Raw genomic sequence first — 22563 nt, 5'->3', positions numbered from 1 at the left:
GAGCTGGGGCTGATGGTTTGAGTTCTGCCCTCACGTAGCCGAGGCTCTCGGCGACTACTTGCGGTTTAAGGGCACAGCGTTGGGCTGTCTGGACGTGCAGTGAGCTCCAGCTTTGGAAGGTACGCCAGCACCACACGATCATCGGAGTGCCAAGTCCGAAGGACATCTGAGGAGATTGAATCTCAGCGTCTCGCGAGGTGTTGGGTTGAATCAGCGAAGCGTCGTGGGGGCCATCACGGCCCAACGCGGCACACGTAACTCGATGCCTCTGCCCTGGTGGATAGCGCTCTGATGGAGGTGGTACCTGTCGGGCAACCAATCAGAACGGTTCGCACGCCAGCCGAGTTCTTCGTACTACCAACTGAAGAGAGCTGGGCGGGCACCGATGCGACAAAGGATTTCATTGAATTATTAGCCAATTGTTGGATGGGTTGCATCATTCAATATTCAATGTATTGTTGGTCCTATCGTTCAAACGTTGGGGGTTTTCGATGCGGTATCTGCCACAACTGCTTGTTGACCGACTTGAAGCTGCCGTTGAAGTTCATGCCGAGGCAGAGTTCGAGTTCCTGTCAGAATTGTCAGCAAGGACTCTACTGTCGGCAACGAGGACGACTCGCTGAAGATCCTTGGCGAGCGGCTGAGCGACATCGGCATGAAAGTTCAGAGGCTACCGATTGACCCTAGCATTGCTGATGACGACCTTGCTGGAGTCCCTCAGGGCAGCTACGTTGGACGTTCCAACCTTTTAGCTGGAATTGTGAATGACGAGTTCCCAAGCCTACTTATTAACGGCCATATCGATGTGGTTCCTGCAGAGGGTCCAGCACAAGAGCGAGAGCCGTTCGAGCCAGGCAGGGTTGGGGACCGACTCTACGGTCGTGGCGCCGATGACTTGAAGGGTGAAATTGCCACCGCAAACCTAGCTCTCCAGGCGATTAGCACTGAAACGCCTCAGTTTTTGTTGTACCCATTGGCGCTCCAGGCGGTGGGATGAAGCTCTTATTGGTTTTAGGACATATCTAAGCACTTAGTGGCTATAGGGAAGGGGAGTTATGGCTGAGGTGACTGAGCGAGACGCCAGAGATCCACTCGAACAGACTGAGGAGGAACTCACTTTCAACGACTGATATTCTCGGTGTCTCCTTGGCTGATACCGCGCCTGCGATGAGCTTCTACTTCTCCTTTGCTGGCATTGCTCTTGCGGCAGGGATAGCGAGCCCTTGGGCCATCATTGTGGCTGCCGCTGCGATTCTTCTCAAGCTCAACAGCGTGACCGAGTTTACCAAGGCGACACCGAGTTCTGGGTCTCACATCTCCTACATCGGGAAGAGTTTTGGCGCTGTTACCGGGGTGGTTGCTTCGTGGGCATTGACCGGAGGGTACATCGTAGCTGTTGGCTACGTAATGGCTGTGGTTGGCGGACTCACTTCGGAGATACTCAAAGAGTACGCGCACGTGAGCATCCCCTAGGAGCCGATCACTGTTGTGTTTGTGCTCTTCGTTAACTTTTTGGTCTATCGTGGTGTCAAGATCAGCGCTCGTTGGGCCACGTTTTCCTTCGCGTTCGGGGTGTTGTTAATCCTGGTCAGCATGATAGCTATCATCCCAACCTACCTGAATCATCTGACCTTTGCTAGCCTCAGCCCGTTGAACATTCACCGTGGGATTGCGGGCCTCGGTTTGGGGTTCCCATTGGCAATGCTTCTATTTATCGGAGTTGGCAATCCCGGCGCGATGGTAGAAGTGACCAAGAATGCCAGGAAGAATGTTCCGAGATCCATCGATTCTGCGACGATCATCGCGGCGGTCCTCTACGTGTTGATGGCTCTCACCACGTCCATAGCCTTCCACAACAACTATGAGAAGATCGGTGGGCTCAATGCCCCCTTCATTACGGCTGCGGTGTCGGCTCTTGGCCCCGTTGCTATTCTCGTCTACCTCGCAGGCTTGGTAAGCACGTTCTCTTCCCTTCTCGGCGCCACTACCGCTCAAATGCGCATTATTCTCAGTGCTGGCCGAGAGGGCCCGTTGCCTGCGCCGCTAGCGACGCTCAACAAGCGCCACGCTACCCTGGTTGGGTCGCTGGCGCTTTACTCGATAGTGGCAGGGGCAATCACGCCGATCTGGGCGAGCCGCGGCAACCCGTTGGACATTGCAGGCGATATTGCAACTCTTGGAACCATACCGGTCATACTGATCTACCTGGCGCTCAATTGCGCACTTCCTGTCTACTTCTTGCGGTTCAAGCGCGAGCAATGCAAGCCCTTCAGGCATCTCGTTATTCCGATCCTGGGGATATTGGCCTTAGTGCTGCCGCTTTGGGGGCTGGTCAAGCCGGGACAACCTTATCCCTTCAATATCTTTCCCTACATGGTCCTTGTGTTCTTGGTACTCGCCGCCATATACGCTGTGATCAGGGTGAAGCAGATGCCAGATCTTGCTAAGCGTGTTGGAAGTGTGGTTGCGGACGAGTGACCGTTGGTCCATCTCCATGGAAAGAACGGGGGCAAACAGAGAGTTAGCTGATTGCCCATACACCTAATTAAGTAGATGTTTTTGACACAGAACAAGGCGCGAGGTCAAGTTCTGAGCCAATACTTCTGGTATCGAGTTTCGTTTTGAGTGGTGACTCAAGTGATAATGTGTGCTTGTTGAGTAGGAGTTCAGCACGCGAATGGTTGCTCTCATTGTTCGGGCAACGTGTCATCGGAGATTCCGACGTGATTGTGGGAACGTTTTTGAAGACGGGTTGGCTATGAGCTCGGTGGGAAAACTGGTTTGCACCGTAGTCTCCCTTGGCAGAATTTCCTTTAGCGTGGAGTTGTCAACCGGCACGACTGGCGATCCCAGTTGGTGTCTACTTTAGGGAGATGCTCGGTGATCAGAGATGAGGAAGAGCACCCACAACAGAGGAGCCGTTATCGAAGGTCAGTGGGCGTCGCATCTTCTCTGAGGTGACGCTCTCTAGGACTGGGGTCAGAAAACCTATGAGCCCGTATCCCTCGCACATCGCCTGACAGGGCCAGGCTCTGGCTGAGCACGATTACCTTGGATGACCACGTGGTCGGTAGATGTAGGGACAAGGACCAACGCGATTGTGACAACACGCTCTCTATCTAACGCAAACAGGAGATAGGTGGAGGCGACGGTTCTCGTTGTCTGGGGTAAAGACACACTTGGATGCTCCAAGATCTGGAGGCTCCAAAGACCCACGAAAGGCGACAAGATCGCCACGGCCCATTAGCGCCCATCGCCACGACCACTCCCTTGGATTCATGAACACATGAACACCATTACAGCCCTCGCTGGCGTGTCTTGGCTCAGCGGCTGAGAGAACATGGGCCAACCTTTGGCATGGCGCCGCATGGCTAAGCAGAGTTGTACGTCGCATTTGATGAGGAACTCCATTGATGGCTTTCATGGTCGGTAGCGGTTGGCGGGGACTTCGTCGGAGTCAAATGAGGTGCGTTGCTCTAGGTTACTTCGGTTTAAATTGACAGCTGGGTCATTGCTGGAGCGGTGATGTTTCTATTGGTTGATCGGTCGCGGGTTGTACTGGCATTTGAGCAGTGCAACGAGATCGAGGGCGTGAGGATGTCGGGTGGACAGAGCAACGAGGGAGACTGTCAGGGGACTGATCGTCGACGTCGATGGCATCGACGTCGAGCTTGTCTTCAAACCGATCAAACGAATTCGTCTTACCGTAAGCCCACCTGAGGGCCACGTTCGGGTCTCCGTCCCACTCGGAGTCGATCTCGAGTTCGTCATCGGTCGGGTTTATGAACGTCTTGATTGGATTCGCGCCCATCAGAACCGGTTGCACGAGATTGCCGTTCTCGCGAAGGCCGACATGGTGACGGGCGAGCCACACTATGTCTGGGGTAAACGGCACGAACTCGTTGTCCTCGACGGCATTGGTCCTGCGAAGATCAGACTCGAAGGAGACCGGCTGATCCTGCAGGTGCCCATGAAGACAAGCCCCGAACGCACTCGCGGCTTGCTCGAGAGTTGGTATCGACGCGAACTAGTTCGAGCGATCCCGCCGATCATCAACATCTGGCACCCGATTGTTGGTGCTTGTCCCACGGCGTGGGGGGTGCGGCGCATGAAGACTCGGTGGGGTTCGTGCAACACCACCACCGGGAAAATCTGGTTAAGCCTTGAGCTTGCAAAGAAGGATCCTGAAAGTCTTGAACACGTTATCGTCCACGAGCTCGCCCATCTGATTGAGCATGGTCACGGCCCCAGATTTAAACAAATTCTCGATGGTGCAATGCCAGACTGGCGTGCGCGCCAGCGTCGGCTGAACTCGTCGATTGCTCATCCGGACCTCTGGGAATCGATGCAGTAACAGTTGTGTGGGGTGGACTCGACACCCGGGCAGGGCCCAGTGGCGGTAGAAAACTCGTGATTGTCTGCATCTTGTCCAGTGTTCGGGTGTGATGGGTGAGGGGGTCTCGTGTAGGCAGGCTGTCAGATAGGCATTGACCAACAGGACCGAAACTCGCCCGAGCGGCGTGGACGACCTGGGGCCGCTTAAGTGGACATCATCAACCTGAAGGTTCAGGCTAAAGATTCCGAGAGTGGCCGCATGTCGCGCAGAGGCCGAGGTGTTGAGGATCGTTGAGGTCGCTCGTTGGGGCGCACAGAGCAGGAGGATTCGCGTCGATGGCTCGGATTATGCTCCTCCCAATCCCTTTGGCCCCTCTCTTCTTGAGAGGAAGCTATGGCGTTATGGATCGAGTTCGCCCGAGAGCGGACAGGCCGAATCACGACTGCGTGGGTGATGGCAGGATCGAGGGTGGCTCGGACTGTTGTGATGAACGGTATGGGCAGTAGCTGTGGCCAATGATGCGATAGCTCCTGTCGTCCAAGCCCCTGTCGTCCAATCCAAGGCTGACCATCGTGGTCGTGATCGCGTCGCGTTTGCCAACACCTACCTTGACTTCCGTGAATCATGGGATGCCGGTTCTTCAGAGGTCCCCTTGGCGGACCGCTTCTTGGGGCTGTTGACCTCTTGGCGTCAGCATTGGCAGGATGCATGATGAAGAGTCTGGCGCGCACCGGAGCACTTGAATTCGACTACAACAGTGCTTGTACCACCATCACTGCCCGTCGACAAGATGCCTGGCCGCGCTTTGTTGAGTTCGTCCATGACCTTGTGATTGTGATACCTGAGAATGGCAGCGGGTCGATCAGGTCCATCGCAATCTTTGTGGGTTTCGTACCGTCTTCTTTGGACTGGCAGCGCTCTGTGATGTGTGCGGGATCGCCAGCGAGCTGACGACAGGGGCCTCCTCCAGACTGATTCGTTGTAGTTGGCGTAGATGGCCAAGAGGTACGACGTGAGGTACCGGTTCACGTGTCGCGTTTGGTGATACGGTGGCTTATGGCGAACCAGCACGGCCTGTTGGTGTGGCAACCATGGTGGTCTAGGCTCCAGTTCAAGGGGGGATCACTGTACTCGATCGCCCCTTTCTCGCTAGCAAATGTCGTAATCGAGGTGAAGATCATGCGAGTGGCAGTCTGTCAAGTGGAGGTGACGGTTGGTGACCTCGAAGCCAACCGGGCCGCGGGCATCGACGCGGTGAGCAGGGCCTGTGACGAGGGTGCCGATCTTGTGGTGCTGCCAGAGCTGAGCGACAGCGGCTATGTCTTTGCCTCGCGTGCAGAGGCGCGTTCACTGGCGAGTACGCTCTCCGGGAGTCCAACGATTGCTGCTTGGGTGTCGTTGGCCAATGAGCGAGACGTGGTCATCGTGGGTGGATGGTGTGAGCTCGGCGCCAATGGAATGCTCTATAACTCAGCTGCTCTCGTCGGACCCGATGGTCTTCGTGTCGTGTACCGAAAACTACACCTGTGGGATCGCGAACGTGAGGTATTTCTCCCCGGTGATCAGCGCTCCCCGGTGATTGAGATCAGTGGAGTGCGGATCGGCCTCGCCATCTGCTACGACCTAGAATTCCCAGAGCTGATTCGGCTGCTGGCGCTAGACGGTGTCGACCTGCTTGTGGTACCCACGAACTGGCCGGCGAGCGCTATCCCAGAAGGTGAACGTCCGATTGAGTTCGTCAAGGCCCAGGCGAACGCCGCAACCAATGGAATCTGGATCGCACTTGCCGACCGCTGTGGCGAGGAGCGTGGGGTCGATTGGGTGGGGTTTTCGACGATCCTCGGCCCAGAGGGTTTCCCGGTGGTGCCACCATTGGAGCCGAGCAGACCCGGTGTGGTAATCGCCGAGATTGACCCGCTGCGCTCACGGGCGAAGTTGATAAACGAGAACAACGACCTCCTTGCCGATCGTCGTGAGGATGTCTATGTGTTGACCCCGCGCTCAGCGCCTCCGCAGGCCTAACTCGAGCTACCATGCTTGTCGGATGGCTGGCTGGCTGGCTGGCTGGTTTGTGACACGCATTGGCGGCGGTTGGTCTCGATGGCCGTTGGTGCTCAATTTCTGATGGACGATTGCAAGTGGTCAGGAGAACTGTCCCTCGTATCGCTACGACGATGCAGGGCCTGTGTTATGGATGCGTCAACCAACAGAGTGGGTACGTGTATGTCGAGTCTACGGCGTTGATGGCGGGTCCCTTGGGCGATGACCTGTTGTTGGCGCGCCAGAGAGATCTTGGAGTGCCGATCTCGACCGGTGGCGTCACGTAGCCGTCAGGTCACGACCTGGGAGCGCGAGATCCATCAGTTGGCTCCACGTCGTGTTGGGCTGGTCGCCCACCGATCGGCCGATCACGTAAGTGGAGGTATTTGGGTGTGAACGCATTGTCCTGGTCCCTCCCGAGCGTGCAGCCATCCTGAGGCCGTTGATCGAGCTAGCTGCGCTATCGATAGATGCTCGCAGGTTGCCAGGGTGAGAACCCGTGAAGTTGTGATTGTTGGTGAGTTTTCTAGATCGCGACAAGGAGACTTGACATTTTACATAGATGATCTAGACTTGACGTAGCGGACAAAGGGGCTCATCATGAAAAAGTACGCCATGCAGACCGGGCGGGTTGTACTCGCGCTTTCGATCTCGGGTGCGATATTAGCTGCGTGTGGATCTCAATCGAGCTCCTCCAAGGTGCAGTCGTCCTCACGGGTATCCTCTGCGTCGCAGTCCAACTCCAGATCGGTGTTGTTGACCGCATATCACCTGGCTCAGAAGCAAAAGTCGCTATCGCTCACAGGTTATGTGCAGGCCCAGGCGAACGGGGAGTCGACGACCGCGACGCTCTCGGGGTATAGCTATCTGCAAAACCCGAACACGAAGCCGAGTGGCGTGTTGGTGGAACGCACATCGGTTCCAGGTGTCGCTACACCGGAGGTTCTTCGATATCGAATTATTGACGGAACAATGTATCAACAGATTCCAGCCAACGAACGCGGGTTTACGACGCTGGGAAATGCCAGCTGGGTCCAGTATCCGGCAGTGGCGTCTAGTAGCTCGTCGATTACATCGTCTACGACCGCCCAGACGGCCAATCCGACGGCCATGCTGCAACTCCTGCTTGGCAAGGGTGTCGCTGGTGTGCAATCTGTTGGTACTGCGATGATCGGTGGGCACGAGACCACGGAGTACCAGGGCAGCGTCAACATCGAAAAAGAGCTCGCTGGCCTGAGTGCGCACAGCTCAGATAAGGCTCTTCTCCGTAACTTGGCTGCGCTCAACGTCGATAGTCCAGCGATTGCAAAGATATGGATAGGCTCGCACGGGCACGTTCGACAGGTCTCATTTAGCGTCGATCTTTCGATAACTACCCAGGGGACGCCGCCCAACGTCGCGTTTACATTGGTGCTTCATCTTGACTTTGGGCACTACGGTGCGTCGTTTGCGCCGGTGAGTGCGCCATCGACCGGTGTGATTTCGCTGTCGACCTACATGTCCGATCTTAAAAGTGAACGGCCGATAGCGTCGTCATAGACTGTGAGGAAGCACCTTGGTGCACACCGATGTTGGGTGGCCTGGTCTTGAGTGGCCTGGTCTTGGGTCAGTTCCGGTGAGCCCTGGTCAGTGGGCGGTCACATGTCGGGGTGGTAGGAATTCCTGATCGGGTATTGTTGGGTGCGTCGGGTCTAGGGACTTGTGGTGAGGCCACATGATCGGTGACAGCATCATGAGTCAGAATCCGTTGACTGTCGATATGGGTTCTTTGGCGTCGTAGGTTGTGATTGGCACCAGGGGAGCTTGGACCTCCTTGTCGTGGCATGTCTTGGCGTGGTTGGGGAGCTTCACAAGGATACCTAAGATTGTTGTAGCCAGCCCCCGCATGTGCAGTAGCGGACTGGCCCGATTGAGAGGTGGCCGATGGGCGTAGTGGCGGTGATAGTGCTGGTCGCCCTCGCCTTAGCCACAGCGTTGGTCAGTGGTTCTAACGACGGAGCCACACTCGTCGCGTTGAACACAAGAACGACGACCATCGCACCACTTCGAGCGGTGATCGTACTGGCCTTCTTTGTCGCCGTTGGTCCGATGATCGTTGGGACGGCTGTCGCCTCGACCGTAGCCCGCGGCCTCGTAGCTTTCGAGAAGGCCGGCGGTGAGCTGGCCTTTATTGTCGCAATTGCCTGTGCGTTGATCATCGTGTTCGGGCTGAGCCATCGTGGACTCCCCACCAGTGTCACCTTGGCAATCACTGGCTCGATCGTAGGTGCTGGCATCGGCTTCGCCTTACCGGTTCACTGGGGCGTGGTGGTTGCGGTCCTGTTGGCTGGCGTTGTCGCACCACTGTCCGCGGCGTTGGTTGCCTATGTCGTGACCGATATCGAACAACGGTTACGTCCCCCTGAACTGCCGCGTCGCTTCCGAAAGGCGGCGGAGTGGTTCGGTTTCCTTCTTCAGTCATTCGCTTACGGGACCAATGATGCTGAGAAGCTGGTGGCGATTCTGGCGCTCGCCTTGGGAATCGCTCACGGTGTTCGAATCTCGATCGCCGGTCAGATTGGAGTAGCGATACTGTTTATCCCGGGGATACTTCTCTCTGTGAGACAGGTGGCGGCCCGGGTTGCAGAGCGCATCACCCATGTCCGATCAGATACTGCCATCGCGGTGACCGTCTGCGCTGCGGGCGTCGTTCTACTCTCATCGTTGTTGGGGTATCCAATCTCTTCGACACAGGCGGCGACCGCCGCGTTAGTGGGGGTGGGTGTGCGAACTGCCCCACGTCAAGTCCAATGGCCACAGATCGGTAGGATTGGAGTCGCTTGGTTGGTCACGTTGCCGCTCGCAATTGCGACGGCGGCGATGGTGGGACTCGTTGTGAGATTCGTTCGATGAGTGCCGAGCGATCTCTTTGGCGACGGTTTATTGCCTTTCTTCAGAGCTTTGGACCAAGGGCGTCCAAGGAGCTCGTTGGCAACCTCGTGGCACACCTTGGGGCCGATGCCGATGGCGTGGCACTGGTACTCGAGATGCTCCAGGGGCGAATCGATTACCAAACGGCCGTGGTCTCGATGTCCGGCATCGAACATCGAGGCGATCAACTGCGGACTGAGCTGGTGACAACCCTTGCACGTACGCTGGTGACACCGCTCGATCGCGAGGATATCTATAGGTTCTCACGATCGATTGACGACCTCTTGGACGAACTCCGAGACTTCGTGCGAGAGTGGGACCTGCTCCAAGGTGTTGACCCCGAACCATTGGTGCATGTTGTGACGGCACTCGGCGCGGCAATTGCCGACGCCAAGGTCGTTGTCAACACCATAGGAGAACCCACCGGAACCGAGTCATCACAGCTCAGGCAAGCTCTGCGGTCCGCCAACCAGGTACGTCGTATCCATGAGGATGAAATCACGGCGCTCTTTGCCGGCGACGGCGAGGTCTCCATGGAGCTTTTGCGAGAGCGCGAACTCCTCCATCGTCTCGATGCTGTTGGGCTCCACTTGGTGCAAGGACTCAATACGATTGCTGATAGCTTCGTGAAGCGCGGTGAGTGAGCTCTGTCACTGGCGACGCTCTGTCACTGATCGTCGAGACCATTCTGTTTAAAGGCGACACTTGACCCGTAGCGACATGGATGCTCTGATGCTGATGGCCGCCGACAGGCGAGCCAAGGGTCCCACTGCAAGTGGACGGACCAGGCTCGCGTGCGACAAGCTTTCTTTGACCGGAGTTCAATCCTTTAGCTCTACCTCGACAAAGCTGACCGGACGACCACTCGTGTTGATGACGTTGTGGGCCGTCCCTTTGACCCCTTGATACGGGACACCCGCCTCTTGTGACATGTCATGGGATGAGCCTGAGGCATCAATAACATGAAATGTCCCCCCGGTAATTGGGATGACGACGTAGTCATAGGCGTGAATGTGTTGTTGGGTTTGGGCTCCGTCTGCGAAGTGCCAACAGGTGGTCCGAGTATGCGAGTCGTTGATGTATTCGACTGGTTCAGCGTCGGGCACCGTGCACTCCTCTCGTAAGACCTATGACCGGTAAGCATACTCATTGGTGGCATTGATCGCGTTCCACTGGGGCTAGGAACAGGTTCCTCGGCCTCACCGTCTCTGTGTGGGTATCGGCAGAATCGATGGGCGCTGACCGCGACACGGCTATTACATCGTCGGTTGGCCCAGGAAGGCTACCGGCGCGTTCATGCGTTATCCTTCTCTATCCCTCGTGGCGTACAAGCGAAAGATGTCAAGTTCATGGCGCGCATGTTTGTCGCGCTGGGCAAGATTCGCTACGATGTTGTGGCGGGAATGTGCATCACTGGCTAGAGGTGATGCCCTCATGGAACCGATGTCCGTTTGGAACGGTCTCAAGGACCCCAGGATGGGATCTTGGTCGAGAACCTTTGTTGAGAGAGGCCTCATTGGCTGGCGGTGATCCACACTGTGATCAGAGGACATCGTGGTTCGACAGCGGAGCCAGCCTTTTGAGATGCTACGAGTTTTGGGTGGATGATGGGTGAGCTGATGACGTGGTAGCAGACTCCGATGCCGGAGGCCTCGAGGATCGACGCGGTTGGCGCCTCGTCCTCATCGGAACGCTGGTCTCATCGGTTGGGAGTGGTCTCACGCTCCCATTTCTCGTCGTCTATCTGCACAGCATTCGGCACATGAGCCTCCCAATTGCTGGGCTGGTTGTAGCAGCATCCGGGATTGCTGGGCTCGCCACTGGTGCTATTGGGGGGAGCATCGGTGATCGCCTTGGGGTCGGTCGTCTTCTATTTGGGGGCCTTATCGTCTCTGGGCTTGCGACCATCGCCTTGGCTGAGGTTCACACGCCGCTCCTTGGGGTAGTCGTTGTGGGCAGTGTTGGAGTGGGTGAGTCCGTCACATGGCCAACGCTTAATGCCCTGGTGGCAAGCCAGCTCGCGAGTCGTAATCGTTCAAGAGGCTACGCCTTGCGCTTTGGTGTCATGAACGGCGGGTTGGGGGTCGGCGCCGTCATCGCCGGCTCCGTCGTCTCGTTGCACCACCCGATCAGCTTTGAGCTGATCTATGTCGTCGATGGCCTCACGACGCTGGTTTTTGGCCTAATCGTAGGCCTCGGTTTGCGTAATCGTCCAGGTTTTCGAGCCCACGATGCACGCTCCTCGTCAGAGTCCAAGGGCGGTTATCGAGTGGTGTTAATGGATCGAGGTTTTCTTGCCTGGCTCGTCGTCTCGGCACTCTTCGTGGTCTTCGGTTACGCCATGGTGGATGGGGCATGGGCTGCGTATGCGACCGTGATCGTGCACGCGAGTCCCCAGATTGTCGGGATTGGGTTCGCCGTCAACACCGGCGTGATTGTCGTTGCTCAGCTTGGGGTCGTCCACTTGACTCGGCGCTGGCGTAGGAGCACCATGTTGGCCGGAGTGGGCGCACTCTGGTTCGTGGCTTGGTTGATGGTGGGACTAGCCGATCTCCCGGGGCTTGGACGCCTCGAGGTTGATGTGGCCTTAGTGCTCTCACTTGGCATCTTCGGTTTGGGTGAGACATTGTTAAGCCCAGTGGCAGGTGCGTTGCCAAATGACTTGGCGCCCGAGCATCTGCGTGCTCGCTACAACGCACTCAGCTCCACCGTGTGGGCGGCGGGCACGATCATTGGCCCGCCAATTGCCGGGGTTCTCCTCGCGAGCGCCTTCCCGCTGTCGTGGGTTATCCTCGTGGTCGTTGGCTCAATGCTGGCGGGGCTCATCGGATTTAACTTACGACGCGTTCTTCCTGCGGCAATCGACCACCCACAGTTGGACGAGGCGACCGGTTAGCGTATTGGTTCGAGCAACGCAGTCGGTGCCGATGAGGTCGCGTTGGTCTCAAGTATCCAGGGTGCTTTGGTTTGGTGATGGTGAGAGGTACAACCGAGATGGTCGATGCTTCGAGGTAGCCAGCCCACGGGTCGAGTCAGCAGATGCCAAGGCATCGGACCCTTGTTGGTCGGTCTTCGCATCTGGCTCGTATTGGCGTTCACTCTGTGGGCACGTGGTCACGATCACCGTGTGGCTAGACGCTTTGACAGGGAGTTCGGCGTTCTCACAGACTCAACGGGTGGTCAAGTGACGTAATTGCGCCGCGTGGTAATCGCCGTAGGTGAGGAGCATTAGCCTGAAGGCATGATGACCCCCGATGACGTTATCGATGCACGACGCAGGATCAGCCCCTGGGTACGCGAAACTCCAGTGATCGTGTGGGATGATCATCCCCGAAAGCCAATCCTCAAGCTCGAGGCTCTGCAGGTGACGGGGTCCTTTAAGGCACGGGGAGCCTTCAACCGCGTGCTGGCTGCTCGCGAGGCAGGTGACATCGGTGCCGCTGGCGTCATCGGTGCCTCCGGGGGCAATGCTGGCCTCGCCCTCGCGTATGCTAGCAACCGACTTGGCATCCCAGCGGAGATCGTGGTTCCAAAGACCTCAAGCCCCGTCAAGCTCGAACGCTTACGCACGTTAGGGGCGACTGTCGTCGTCCAAGGGCAGCGTTATGGCGATGCCTACGACTGGGCAATCGCTCGACAAGCTGAGAGCGGTGCTCTTTTTGTTCATGCCTATGATCAGGCGGAGGTCGTGGCCGGTCAGGGTACGGCCGGTGTCGAGTTCCTTGAGCAGGTCGGCGAGATCGATGTCGTGATGGTCGCTGCTGGCGGTGGAGGCCTTGTGGCGGGGGTCCGATTGGCGGTGCCACCCGAGACGCGGGTGATTGCGGTGGAGCCCGAGCTTGCACCGACGATCCGGCGAGCCCTCGAGCATGGAGGTCCAGTTGATGTGGATGTCGCCGGTGTTGCCGCCGATTCGCTCGGCGCTCGCCGCTGTGGCGATGTCGCCTTCGAGATTCTCTCAAAGCTCGGCGTGGAGTCAGTTCTGGTGAGCGAGGAGGAGATGGTGACGGCTCGTCGCCGCTTGTGGGACGAGTTCCGACTCGTTGGGGAGTATGGAGGTGTGGCTGCGTTGGCCGCCTACTTGGCGGACAAGGTCGCCCTCTCGCGGACCGAGCGCGTGGGAATCATCTTCTGTGGTGCGAACTCTGACCCCTCAGATCTTGTGGACAGCGCTCACTGAGCTTGACGTCGATCGTGCTCGACCGGTCTTGAGGTTGTGACTTTAGCTTGGACCGAGTCGGCCAGCGATCAAGGACGGGACAGCCGTATGATGGGTTGAGGGAGTTAACTCGCCAGTGGCGGGAAGAGGCCAGCTCGAGTGAGGAGTCCTGGTACCGGTTTTGCAAGTTTGTGACTGAGCAGGTCGACGACCGGGAAGAGGCTCGCAAGGTCGCAATTGAGCTCATAGCCGGATCGCATAAGCATGTAGGCAAGGTCTTCGGTGGGGATATTGCCGGTGGCGTTTGGCGCAAACGGGCAGCCTCCGATTCCACCGAGAGAGGCGTCGAGCACCGTCACCCCCTCCTCAACGGCGGCCATCGCGTTCGCAAGGCCGGTATTGCGGGTGTTGTGGAAGTGGCATCGTAGTTGAATTGACCGACCCTCGATTATGCGCTGAACACCTTGGATGCGCTCATGGACATCCCTTGGCACGGCCACACCGATGGTATCGGCGATTGCGATCTCAAAAGGTTCCATGTCGGCGACCGTCTTGACGATGGCATAGAGCTTCTCAGCACTGACTTCGCCCTCGTAGGGGCAGCCAAAGGCGGCAGAAATGGTAATCGAGGTGCGCAACCCCGCAGCCTTGGCGCGGTCCACGACGGCCTTAGCCATGGCAAGATTATCCTGAACCGAGATTCCCTGATTCTTCTGTGAGAAGGTTTCCGTGACGACCACCACGTAGTTGATCTCTTCCAAGGGGGTCGCAAGGGCACGGTCGAGACCTCGTTCGTTCAACACCAGTCCGATGGCTCCGCCGAACGCGGTGGGATCTAGACGAGCCAGAACAGCCTCGGCGTCAGCCATCTGTGGGACACGTTTGGGATTGACAAAGCTGCAGACCTCGATTCGCCGAAGGCCAGCGGCCAAGCACCCCTCTATGAGGGCAACCTTTTCCTCGGTGGTAAAGGGCGTGGCTTCGTTCTGGAGGCCATCGCGCGGCGATACCTCGACGATCTCAATGGCTGGCTGATGCATGACAACTTCTCCCTCGACTGTTCCAGATCCTCATGACGTGCTCTCGTTTGCTTATCGGCGTTGCTCAGCAAGGTTGCGCTCTCTTCAAACACGTGGTAGTCACCACTCTAGGCGCAATTTAACTTTCTTTAAAAGTTTTCCACCATTGTCGCTTTCCTGTGATATTGTATCCAATATTGGCGTATCTTGCCAGACATAGGGGGCAATATTGGGGGAAGCTAGTGCAAATGTATACAAGATGCTCAAAGAGGAGCTCGTCATTGGTGACCTGGTGGCCGGTACGTCGCTGCGCGAGGAGTCGTTAGCGCAGCGCTTCGGCGTGTCTCGAACGCCGGTACGCGAGGCGCTGCGGCGGTTACAGGTCGAGGGGTTTGTCGAGATTATTGCTCACCGTGGCGCTCGGGTGCTTGGTTGGCGTAACGAGGATATCGAGGAGGTGTTTTCGCTTCGAGGAGTGCTTGAGCCTCACGCAGCCCGACAGGCTGCAGCGCGACTTGCTGATGAAGATCTGGCGGTTGCGGACAAGCTCGCCAACGAGATGGACATCCTCGCTGCGCAACAACCAGCTGGTTTCGATGACCAAATCTCACGTCTCAACAACCAGTTTCACACCTTGATCGTGCGCGGATCCGGTAACTATCGGCTGCTCGAACAGCTTCAGTCGATCATGGAACTGGCGCGGGTTCGCGCGACCTTTCAGCGCTACAGCCCCCACGAGCTCGCCCGTTCAATGTCGCATCATCGTGAACTACTGGAGGCCCTCGCTGCCCATGACCCCGACTGGGCTGAGGCGGTGATGAAATGTCATATCTACGCGGCGCGTTCGGTCTACCGATGATGCGCATGGTTTGTAAAGGAGGCTGATGGACGCGACACAAGTACACGACCAAGACGCACGACTTCCTCTGGAGGATCTTCGCGTCATCGAGATGGGACAGCTGCTTGCGGGCCCGTTCTGCGGTCAGCTGCTCGCCGATTTTGGCGCCGACGTCATTAAGCTCGAGGATCCCAACCGTGGGGATCCGATGCGCCAATGGGGTCGTGAGAAGCCGCATGGTCTCTCGTTATGGTGGCCGGTGGTAGCGCGTGGGAAGCGATCGGTGACCTTGAACCTGCGTACCGAGAAGGGTCAGGAGCTGGTTCGATCCCTGGTGGCCAAGGCCGACATTCTCGTCGAGAATTTTCGCCCCGGCACCTTGGAGCGCTGGGGGCTCGATTATTCGACGCTTGCAGAGATCAACCCAGGGCTTATCCTGGTGCGTGTGACCGGCTATGGTCAGACCGGCCCCTACGCATCTCGGGCTGGTTTTGGTTCGATCGGCGAAGCCATGGGTGGTATCCGCTACGTTACCGGCGATCCGAACTCGCCACCCTCGCGAGCTGGCATCTCGATCGGCGACTCGCTGGCTGCAACCTTCGCAGCGCTTGGTACGTTGGTGGCGGTGCATAACCGCACGGTTACCGGCCGAGGGCAGGTCGTTGATGCTGCTATCTACGAGGCGGTCCTGGCGATGATGGAGTCTCTTATCCCTGAATACACGCTTGGTAATTACATCCGCGAGCGCACCGGAGCCATCTTGCCCAACGTCGCGCCCTCGAACATCTATCCCACCAAGGATGGCCTCCTGTTGCTGATCGCCGCAAACCAGGACTCAGTCTTTACCCGTCTCTGTCTGGCGATGGGGCGTCCCGAACTCGCGGATGACCCACGGTTCTTTAGCCACAGTGTGCGAGGAGCGAATCAGGAGTTGCTCGACGAGATCATCGCAGCCTGGACGGTAACGCTGACGACCGACGAACTCGAGGAGCTCCTCCAGGCACACGGGGTGCCCGAGGGCAAGATCTATCGCGCGCCTGAGATGCTGGCTGATCCACATTTCCAGGCGCGTGAGGACATCATCACCCTGGATCATCCGCAGTTTGGTGGTTTTCAGATGCACAACGTTGCCCCTCGGCTGTTGGGAACGCCAGGACGGGTTCGTTGGGTTGGCCCAGCATTAGGTGAACACAACGACGAGGTGCTCACGGGGCTCCTTGGTCTCTCGGCGGACGAGGTCGCCTCCCTGCGGGAACAGGGGGTCGTCTAGGTCACCGATCGTGAATAGTGGTATCGAGAGACGCGTGATCGGCGTCGTCATCAGGATAAAGACCAGGTCGTGGAGAATGCAGCGAAGGAGCCCTCGGGGTTCAGGTTTGAAAGGAGCTAAACGTGGGATATCGATTGGGTGTGGATGTGGGGGGAACCTTCACGGATTTGTTGCTCATCGATGAGGACTCAGGGGTGACGCACCGAGCAAAGGTGCCGACGACGCCCCAAGATCCATCGATTGCGGTGTTGGAGGGGATCGACTTGATCACCCGGCGAGCATCGGTGGATCCGAACGAGGTACGTCAGTTGATGCATGGCACGACGGTGGCGACGAACGCCGTGTTAGAGGGCAAGGGTGCCAGAGTTGGGTTGGTCGTGACCGAAGGATATCGTCAGATCCTCCAGGTCGCACGCTCGTTCGTTCCCGGTGGACTCGCGGGGTGGATCGTGTGGCCAAAGCCGGAGCCGCTTGCGCGCCTTGAGGACACCATCGAGGTCAAGGAGCGAATCGACGCTCGCGGCAACGTTCTGCGTCCCGTCGATCTTGGGGCACTCCGTAACGAACTCGAACGGCTGGCCACCCATCACATCGAGGCGTTGACGATCTCATTGATGAACTCGTTCACCAATGACGAACACGAGCTCGCCGTTGCCGCGTTGGCGGAGGAGATCTTTGGGGATATCCCGATCTCGCTGTCGTCCAAGATCCTGCCGGAGATCAAGGAGTACGAGCGGACTTTGACGACCGTGGCCAACTCCTATGTTCGGCCACGAGCAGCACAATACCTTTCCAATCTCGCCAGCGAACTGGGGAAACGAACCCCTGACGCGCGACTGCACATCCTTCGCTCCGACGGTGGTTTGATGGGGATGGAGGTAGCCTCCGCCGCACCAGTCAACATGTTGATGAGTGGACCGGCAGGGGGCGTTTCGGGTGCGGTGTGGATTGCTGCACAGGCAGGCTACCAGGATCTCTTGACCTTCGACATGGGTGGAACGAGCACCGATGTCGCACTCGTGCAACAGGCGGTCCCAAAGGTTGGACGGGAGACTTCGGTTGGCGACCTGACCATTCGGGCCTCCTCGATCGATGTGCGCACGGTGGGAGCTGGAGGAGGATCCATCGCCCACGTCCCAGCCTTGACCAAAGCGTTGCGGGTGGGTCCTCAGTCGGCTGGCGCCGACCCCGGGCCGGCGGCCTATGGGCGAGGTGGGACCGAGCCAACGGTGACCGATGCCAACCTGGTGCTTGGCTACCTGCCTGCCGGCCTCCTCGATGGGGAGATGTCGCTCGACGAGGAGGCGGCCCGTCGGGCGCTGCAACCGTTGGCCGAGACCCTCGGGATCGAGATCGAGCGTGCAGCTGCCGGGGTCATCGATATCGTGAACGAGAACATGTTTGGGGCTCTGCGGCTGGTGTCTGTGCAGCAGGGTTATGACCCCAGAGATTTCGCCCTTGTCGCCTTTGGTGGTGCTGGCCCGCTCCATGCCAACGCGCTTGGACGCCTCATGGGCTCGTGGCCGGTCATTGTGCCCCCATCACCAGGTGTTTTGTGTGCCTTTGGCGACGCCACCACGAGGCTGCGCTCTGAGTCCTCGCATACCTATATTCGTCGCTTCTCGGAGATCACCAGCGCCGAGGTGGTCGCCGAGCTTGCGACCCTGCGCGCCGATGCCGCCGATGAACTCGCCCGCCAGGGTGTCACTGCATCCGAACACGAGATCGGTTACTCGATCGATGTGCGCTACCACGGGCAAGGCTTTGAGGTCACCGTCGACGTCGACGAGACGATGTTGGATGAAGATCTCCTGGGGGCGACCCGCGCGAAGTTCGAGGCAGAACACGAGCGACTCTTTACCTTCGCCCTCGATCAAGAATGCGAGCTGGTTCATCTGCGTGCCATCGCCCAGGGTGCTCGCCCCAAGGTCGAAGCGCTGCGGATCGAGTCAGGTGACGGCGACCCTGGTGGGGCCATGATCGCCGCGAAGGAGATCTATGTCGACGGAGAGCGGGTTCCGGCCAAGATCTATGCCCGTTCGCGTCTTAGGGCTGATGATCGGATCGAAGGGCCGGCCATCGTCTCCGAGATGGACTCGACCACGCTGGTGCTTCCCGGGCACGTGGCCGTCGTCGATGCGTTCGGCAACCTGGTGATCAACCCCCTTGGCTGAGCTGATCTAGCACCCGTTCCTCAGCCGGGTTTGTGTCTGTTGTTGTCTGTTCCTGTTTGATTGAGCAAAGGAGTTATTGTGGCCCAGATTATCGAGACATCGACGGAGCCGTTTGCGTCGGTCGATGTCGACCTCGTGACCGTCGATATTATTGAAAATGCGCTCAGAAATGCGCGCTACGAAATGGATGCCGTACTCTTTCGTACGGCTATGAGTCCGGGTATTCGCGAGCAGCACGATGAGTTCCCTCTCATCGCCGATCACAAAGGACGAATGGTGGTCGGTCAGTTCGGCTCCTTCATCGGTGGTTTCTTGGATAACTATCAAGGGACGGTCGAGGATGGCGACGTCTTCTTGACGTCTGATCCCTACAGCTGTGATGGTGCCATCAGCCACGCCAACGACTGGCTGGTGCTCATGCCGATCTATCTCGAGGGGCGCATCGTGGGCTGGTCGGCGATGTTTGGACACATGACCGATGTCGGTGGCAAGGTGCCTGGATCCCTACCGACCGATGCCGAGAGCATCTACGAGGAGGGGGTGGTGATTCCCCCGACCAAGATCTATCGTCGTGGCGAGCTCAATCGTGAGGCGTTGGAGCTGATCTTGAACCAGGTGCGGATGAAGCAGTGGAACCGCAGCGATCTCAACGCCATCGTCGCGGCCTGTAGGACTGCAGGTCGTCGGGTGGTTGAGCTCTGTGGTCGATTTGGCACTGATGTCTATATCTCGACGTTGGAGCTCCTGTTGGATCGCAACTATCGGGCGATGGAGCAGCTGATCCTCCAGACGGTCTCAGAGGAGCGACTTTCGTTCACCGACTACATCGACGATGATGGGCTCGGGAACGGCCCGTATCGGATCCACTGTACGATGTGGCGTGAGGGCAACAAGGTACATCTCGACTTTGATGGAACCGACCCACAGTCTGAGGGTCCGATCAACTTCTTCTTGAACGTCAACATGTTTAAGATGTTCTTCGGGATCTATATGATCATGGTCTTCGATCCGCAAATCCTTTGGAACGACGGCTTCTATCCCCTAGTGGAGGTCCATATTCCGGAGCGCTCCCTGCTTCGACCTGCCTATCCAGCGGCATTGTCGTGTCGGACCCACGCGCTTGGCCGGATCTTTGATATTCTGGGCGGTCTGCTGGGTCAGCGTCAACCAGAGTTTCTGTGTGCCGCTGGCTTCTCGTCGTCGCCGCACCTCATGTACTCAGGGACCGATCAAGCAGGGGAGTGGTTCCAGCTCTATCAGATCGGCTTTGGCGGTATCCCCGGCCGCCCCTTTGGTGACGGACCCGATGGTCATTCGCTGTGGCCGTCCTTTACCAACGTTCCCAACGAGTTCTTAGAGGCCTACTTCCCGCTGGTGATCGAGAAGTACGAGACGGTGGCCGACTCCGGTGGCCCTGGCTTCTTTAGGGGAGGTAACGGCATCGACATCGCCTATCGGTTCCTCGAGCCCGGGACGATATCGATCCACGATGATCGCTGGCTCACCTATCCGTGGGGGGTGAACGGCGGACTGCCGGGTTCACGAAGCACTAAGTACCTCGTTCGGACCAACGGCTCGACCGAGATCCTCCCCTCCAAGTGCGATCACGTCAAGGTGGGGGTCGGTGATATCCTCCACTACATCACCTGGGGAGGTGGGGGCTGGGGCGATCCGCTCGATCGCTCGGCCGATCTCGTTGCCCTTGAGGTGACCCGTGGTTTGGTGAGCCGAGAGGGTGCCCGCCGCTATGGTGTGGTCGTCGATGACCAAGGTGTACTCGATGTTGGGGCGACCGAGGTGTTGCGTTCTACGATGCGTGAGCAGCGGCCTGCGTTATCCGTCTTCGACTACGGAGCTCCATTGGCCGAGCTGAAGGCGCGCTCGCTCGCCGAGACGGGGCTGGAGCCACCACGAGACCCGGTGTTTGGCGGTCGGTAATCGAGGTGGTGCAGCTACGAGATGACTATCAGCAAGCCGGCTTTGCTGGCTCGGTCGGTTTTGGGTGGAGACCAGCGGTGATCGTTGTCGACCTGGTTCGAGGGTATCTCGATCCGACTTCGCCGCTGTTCTCTCCTCGATATGAACAGGTGCTTTCGGCCGTGATCGAGATCGTCGACACGGCACATTCCTTTCGACATCCGGTGATCTTCACCCAGGTCAGCTACGCAAAAGGCGGTCTCGACGGGGGCTACTTCTGGCGAAAGGTGCCCTCGCTTGCCATCTTCGAGGCTGGATCGCCGTTGGCCGAGTTCGACGAACGTCTTCGCCCAGTGGATCACGATGTGGTCGTTACCAAGCAGTATGCCTCGGCGTTCTTTGGGACCTCGCTGGTCTCGACCCTCAACGCGCTCGCCATCGATACGTTGATCGTCACGGGGGTCTCGACCTCGGGCTGTGTACGAGCCACGGCTGTTGACGCCTTGCAGTGGGGGTTCCGCCCGAACGTGGTTCGTGAGGCGGTGGGGGATCGCGATGATGCCATCAACGACGCCAACCTATTCGATCTCGAGGCGAAGTACGCTGACGTCTGTTCCTTGGCCGAGGTAGGCTCCTACCTCGGCCGGAGCGATCTCGGGGTCGGTCACGCATGAGTGGGCAGTGGAGTGCGAATGGCGAGTGAATGAACGTCGTGTGTCTTGTGGCTACCAACTCAGCCAAGCCTCGATGACGTCGGTGTTCCAAAACGGATGTGTAGCTCTTGCTTGATGGCGTGAGGGAAGTCTCGTGAGGTGCTTCGCTGGAGCCGAGCCACCTCGATCTGGGCCTGTGGGTCGCCGTTGAGGGCTCGTTGGCATAGCAGAGGGTCGATGTTTGCGACCGCCAAGATGGCTCCCTGGATGTTGAGGAGGCCAGCAAGGGCAAGGAGCACAGGGTTGCCGACGTAGAGAGCCCCGGTGAATCGCTCGGCCTCTGCAAGCAGTCGGCCAGCATCGCCGCTCGAGTCCTTGCATCCGACCACGTCGAGTTCGCACAAGGTATCGACATCAAGGCCAGGCGCGGAGACGCTTGGGAAGTGATAGGCCAGGACGGGCGTGGTTGGGCAGGCCTTGCAGACCGCGTCGTAATAGGGTCTCGGATCCAGCGAGCGGGGAGGTGAGAGTACCAACAGGGCGTCAGCACCACTGCCGATGGCGCGGATGGACGTGGCGACCGCGGCCCGAGCGGACGGCTGGCCAGTGCCCGCAAACACGGGGACGGTCGATGGCAACGCACGGCGTATGGCTTCGATGAGACCCGCCCGTTCATCATCGTCGAGGGCACTCGCCTCGCCCGTTGAGCCAGCGACCAACACGCCGGTGACGCCAAGCTCAACGAGCGCGAGAGCGTGCTCGACGGTGGCTCCAATGAGGAGCTCGCCATCGTCATCGAAGAGGGTGACAAGCGCGACGCCGATGCCGGAAAACAGCGGATTATCCGGGTATGTTGATGGGGTTGGGGCATTGTTGGCCATGTCTCGATAGCGTAGTCCAACGAGGTCAAACGTTGTCTCGGGACTGAGACACTGTCGGAACGTGGGGCTCGTTGTTGATGTTGAGCCTGTTAGGGGCCAGGAGCCGTCCACCCGGCCAGGATGCCCGTCTGATCCGGCGATGGGTCGATTAACCTGACTGACTCACTGGTTGTAGCTCAGGGACCTGCGCGTTCCGCTCCAAAAGACATCTACATTTATCTGCACCTCTGTGTTCGCTTTCCAGCCGCCTGTGAGTGTTCTGCCCTCTCCACAGGGACAGAACGAGCCCAAGTCGATGCTTGACCACCTCCTAGGTCCAACTTGCGTTGTCGTGGTATGCCTGGAGTCCTGCCGTGAGCGGCAGCC

Annotated in this window: 18 protein-coding genes; 15 read left to right on the top strand and 3 right to left on the bottom strand. The window is 58.4% G+C overall.

From position 1 onward, the window contains the following. Positions 1-655 precede the first annotated feature (655 nt). From MP439_06450 to MP439_06415, 8 genes are all read left to right on the top strand, one after another. Positions 656-997, top strand: a complete 342-nt coding sequence (locus MP439_06450; protein ID MCI2975699.1) for a M20/M25/M40 family metallo-hydrolase — start codon at positions 656-658, stop codon at positions 995-997. A 149-nt stretch (positions 998-1146) separates the two neighbouring features. Then, complete coding sequence (locus tag MP439_06445; protein MCI2975698.1) at positions 1147-1473, top strand: hypothetical protein; 327 nt, start codon at positions 1147-1149, stop codon at positions 1471-1473. 15 nt (positions 1474-1488) lie between these two features. Then, a complete protein-coding gene (locus MP439_06440; GenBank protein ID MCI2975697.1) occupies positions 1489-2478 on the top strand; it encodes an APC family permease in 990 nt (329 codons plus the stop codon). A 1126-nt stretch (positions 2479-3604) separates the two neighbouring features. Then, positions 3605-4354 (top strand): M48 family metallopeptidase, encoded by a 750-nt coding sequence (locus MP439_06435; GenBank protein ID MCI2975696.1) that lies wholly within the window; start codon positions 3605-3607, stop codon positions 4352-4354. A gap of 1161 nt (positions 4355-5515) precedes the next feature. Continuing rightward, complete coding sequence (locus tag MP439_06430) at positions 5516-6358, top strand: hypothetical protein (GenBank protein ID MCI2975695.1); 843 nt, start codon at positions 5516-5518, stop codon at positions 6356-6358. A 618-nt stretch (positions 6359-6976) separates the two neighbouring features. After that, complete coding sequence (locus tag MP439_06425) at positions 6977-7915, top strand: hypothetical protein (protein MCI2975694.1); 939 nt, start codon at positions 6977-6979, stop codon at positions 7913-7915. 384 nt (positions 7916-8299) lie between these two features. Beyond that, positions 8300-9268: an inorganic phosphate transporter gene (locus MP439_06420; protein ID MCI2975693.1), complete on the top strand. Its 969-nt coding sequence runs from the start codon at positions 8300-8302 to the stop codon at positions 9266-9268. Continuing rightward, the gene (locus tag MP439_06415) at positions 9265-9930 is read left to right on the top strand and encodes a DUF47 family protein (protein ID MCI2975692.1); all 666 of its coding nucleotides are present in this window, start codon (positions 9265-9267) and stop codon (positions 9928-9930) included. Before MP439_06420 ends, MP439_06415 begins: the two co-directional genes overlap by 4 nt. A gap of 177 nt (positions 9931-10107) precedes the next feature. On the opposite strand, the gene MP439_06410 is transcribed toward MP439_06415, so the two are convergent. Beyond that, a complete protein-coding gene (locus tag MP439_06410) occupies positions 10108-10392 on the bottom strand; it encodes a hypothetical protein (GenBank protein MCI2975691.1) in 285 nt (94 codons plus the stop codon). 518 nt (positions 10393-10910) lie between these two features. Between MP439_06410 and MP439_06405 the strand changes: the two genes are divergently transcribed. Together MP439_06405 and MP439_06400 are read left to right on the top strand one after the other, a co-directional pair. Further along, positions 10911-12182 (top strand): MFS transporter, encoded by a 1272-nt coding sequence (locus tag MP439_06405; GenBank protein ID MCI2975690.1) that lies wholly within the window; start codon positions 10911-10913, stop codon positions 12180-12182. A 345-nt stretch (positions 12183-12527) separates the two neighbouring features. Beyond that, positions 12528-13466: a threonine/serine dehydratase gene (locus tag MP439_06400; protein ID MCI2975689.1), complete on the top strand. Its 939-nt coding sequence runs from the start codon at positions 12528-12530 to the stop codon at positions 13464-13466. A 104-nt stretch (positions 13467-13570) separates the two neighbouring features. On the opposite strand, the gene MP439_06395 is transcribed toward MP439_06400, so the two are convergent. Beyond that, positions 13571-14485 carry a hydroxymethylglutaryl-CoA lyase gene (locus tag MP439_06395; GenBank protein MCI2975688.1) on the bottom strand — a complete coding sequence of 305 codons (915 nt, stop codon included), beginning with the start codon at positions 14483-14485 and terminating at the stop codon, positions 13571-13573. A gap of 208 nt (positions 14486-14693) precedes the next feature. On the opposite strand from MP439_06395, the gene MP439_06390 reads away from it, so the two are divergent. From MP439_06390 to MP439_06370, 5 genes are all read left to right on the top strand, one after another. Next, positions 14694-15323: a GntR family transcriptional regulator gene (locus tag MP439_06390; protein MCI2975687.1), complete on the top strand. Its 630-nt coding sequence runs from the start codon at positions 14694-14696 to the stop codon at positions 15321-15323. Between the two features lie 25 nt (positions 15324-15348). Further along, positions 15349-16572 carry a CoA transferase gene (locus MP439_06385; GenBank protein MCI2975686.1) on the top strand — a complete coding sequence of 408 codons (1224 nt, stop codon included), beginning with the start codon at positions 15349-15351 and terminating at the stop codon, positions 16570-16572. A gap of 122 nt (positions 16573-16694) precedes the next feature. Next, complete coding sequence (locus tag MP439_06380) at positions 16695-18746, top strand: hydantoinase/oxoprolinase family protein (protein MCI2975685.1); 2052 nt, start codon at positions 16695-16697, stop codon at positions 18744-18746. A 78-nt stretch (positions 18747-18824) separates the two neighbouring features. After that, positions 18825-20684, top strand: coding sequence for a hydantoinase B/oxoprolinase family protein (locus tag MP439_06375; protein ID MCI2975684.1), 1860 nt, complete (start codon positions 18825-18827; stop codon positions 20682-20684). An 8-nt stretch (positions 20685-20692) separates the two neighbouring features. Beyond that, positions 20693-21337, top strand: a complete 645-nt coding sequence (locus MP439_06370) for an isochorismatase family protein (GenBank protein MCI2975683.1) — start codon at positions 20693-20695, stop codon at positions 21335-21337. A gap of 59 nt (positions 21338-21396) precedes the next feature. On the opposite strand, the gene MP439_06365 is transcribed toward MP439_06370, so the two are convergent. Beyond that, on the bottom strand, positions 21397-22197 hold the full coding sequence (locus MP439_06365; GenBank protein MCI2975682.1) for a dihydrodipicolinate synthase family protein: 801 nt from the start codon (positions 22195-22197) through the stop codon (positions 21397-21399). Positions 22198-22563: the final 366 nt, after the last annotated feature.

Source organism: Ferrimicrobium sp. (assembly GCA_022690815.1).
Taxonomy (GTDB): domain Bacteria; phylum Actinomycetota; class Acidimicrobiia; order Acidimicrobiales; family Acidimicrobiaceae; genus Ferrimicrobium.
This window is presented reverse-complemented; position numbering and strand designations above follow the sequence as displayed.

Coding starts and splice junctions, on each gene's coding strand:
- MP439_06450 (MCI2975699.1), top strand. CDS start 656: ATGAAAGTTCAGAGGCTACCGATTGACCCTAGCATTGCTGATGACGAC.
- MP439_06430 (MCI2975695.1), top strand. CDS start 5,516: ATGCGAGTGGCAGTCTGTCAAGTGGAGGTGACGGTTGGTGACCTCGAA.
- MP439_06425 (MCI2975694.1), top strand. CDS start 6,977: ATGAAAAAGTACGCCATGCAGACCGGGCGGGTTGTACTCGCGCTTTCG.
- MP439_06420 (MCI2975693.1), top strand. CDS start 8,300: ATGGGCGTAGTGGCGGTGATAGTGCTGGTCGCCCTCGCCTTAGCCACA.
- MP439_06415 (MCI2975692.1), top strand. CDS start 9,265: ATGAGTGCCGAGCGATCTCTTTGGCGACGGTTTATTGCCTTTCTTCAG.
- MP439_06400 (MCI2975689.1), top strand. CDS start 12,528: ATGATGACCCCCGATGACGTTATCGATGCACGACGCAGGATCAGCCCC.
- MP439_06395 (MCI2975688.1), bottom strand. CDS start 14,485: ATGCATCAGCCAGCCATTGAGATCGTCGAGGTATCGCCGCGCGATGGC.
- MP439_06385 (MCI2975686.1), top strand. CDS start 15,349: ATGGACGCGACACAAGTACACGACCAAGACGCACGACTTCCTCTGGAG.
- MP439_06365 (MCI2975682.1), bottom strand. CDS start 22,197: ATGGCCAACAATGCCCCAACCCCATCAACATACCCGGATAATCCGCTG.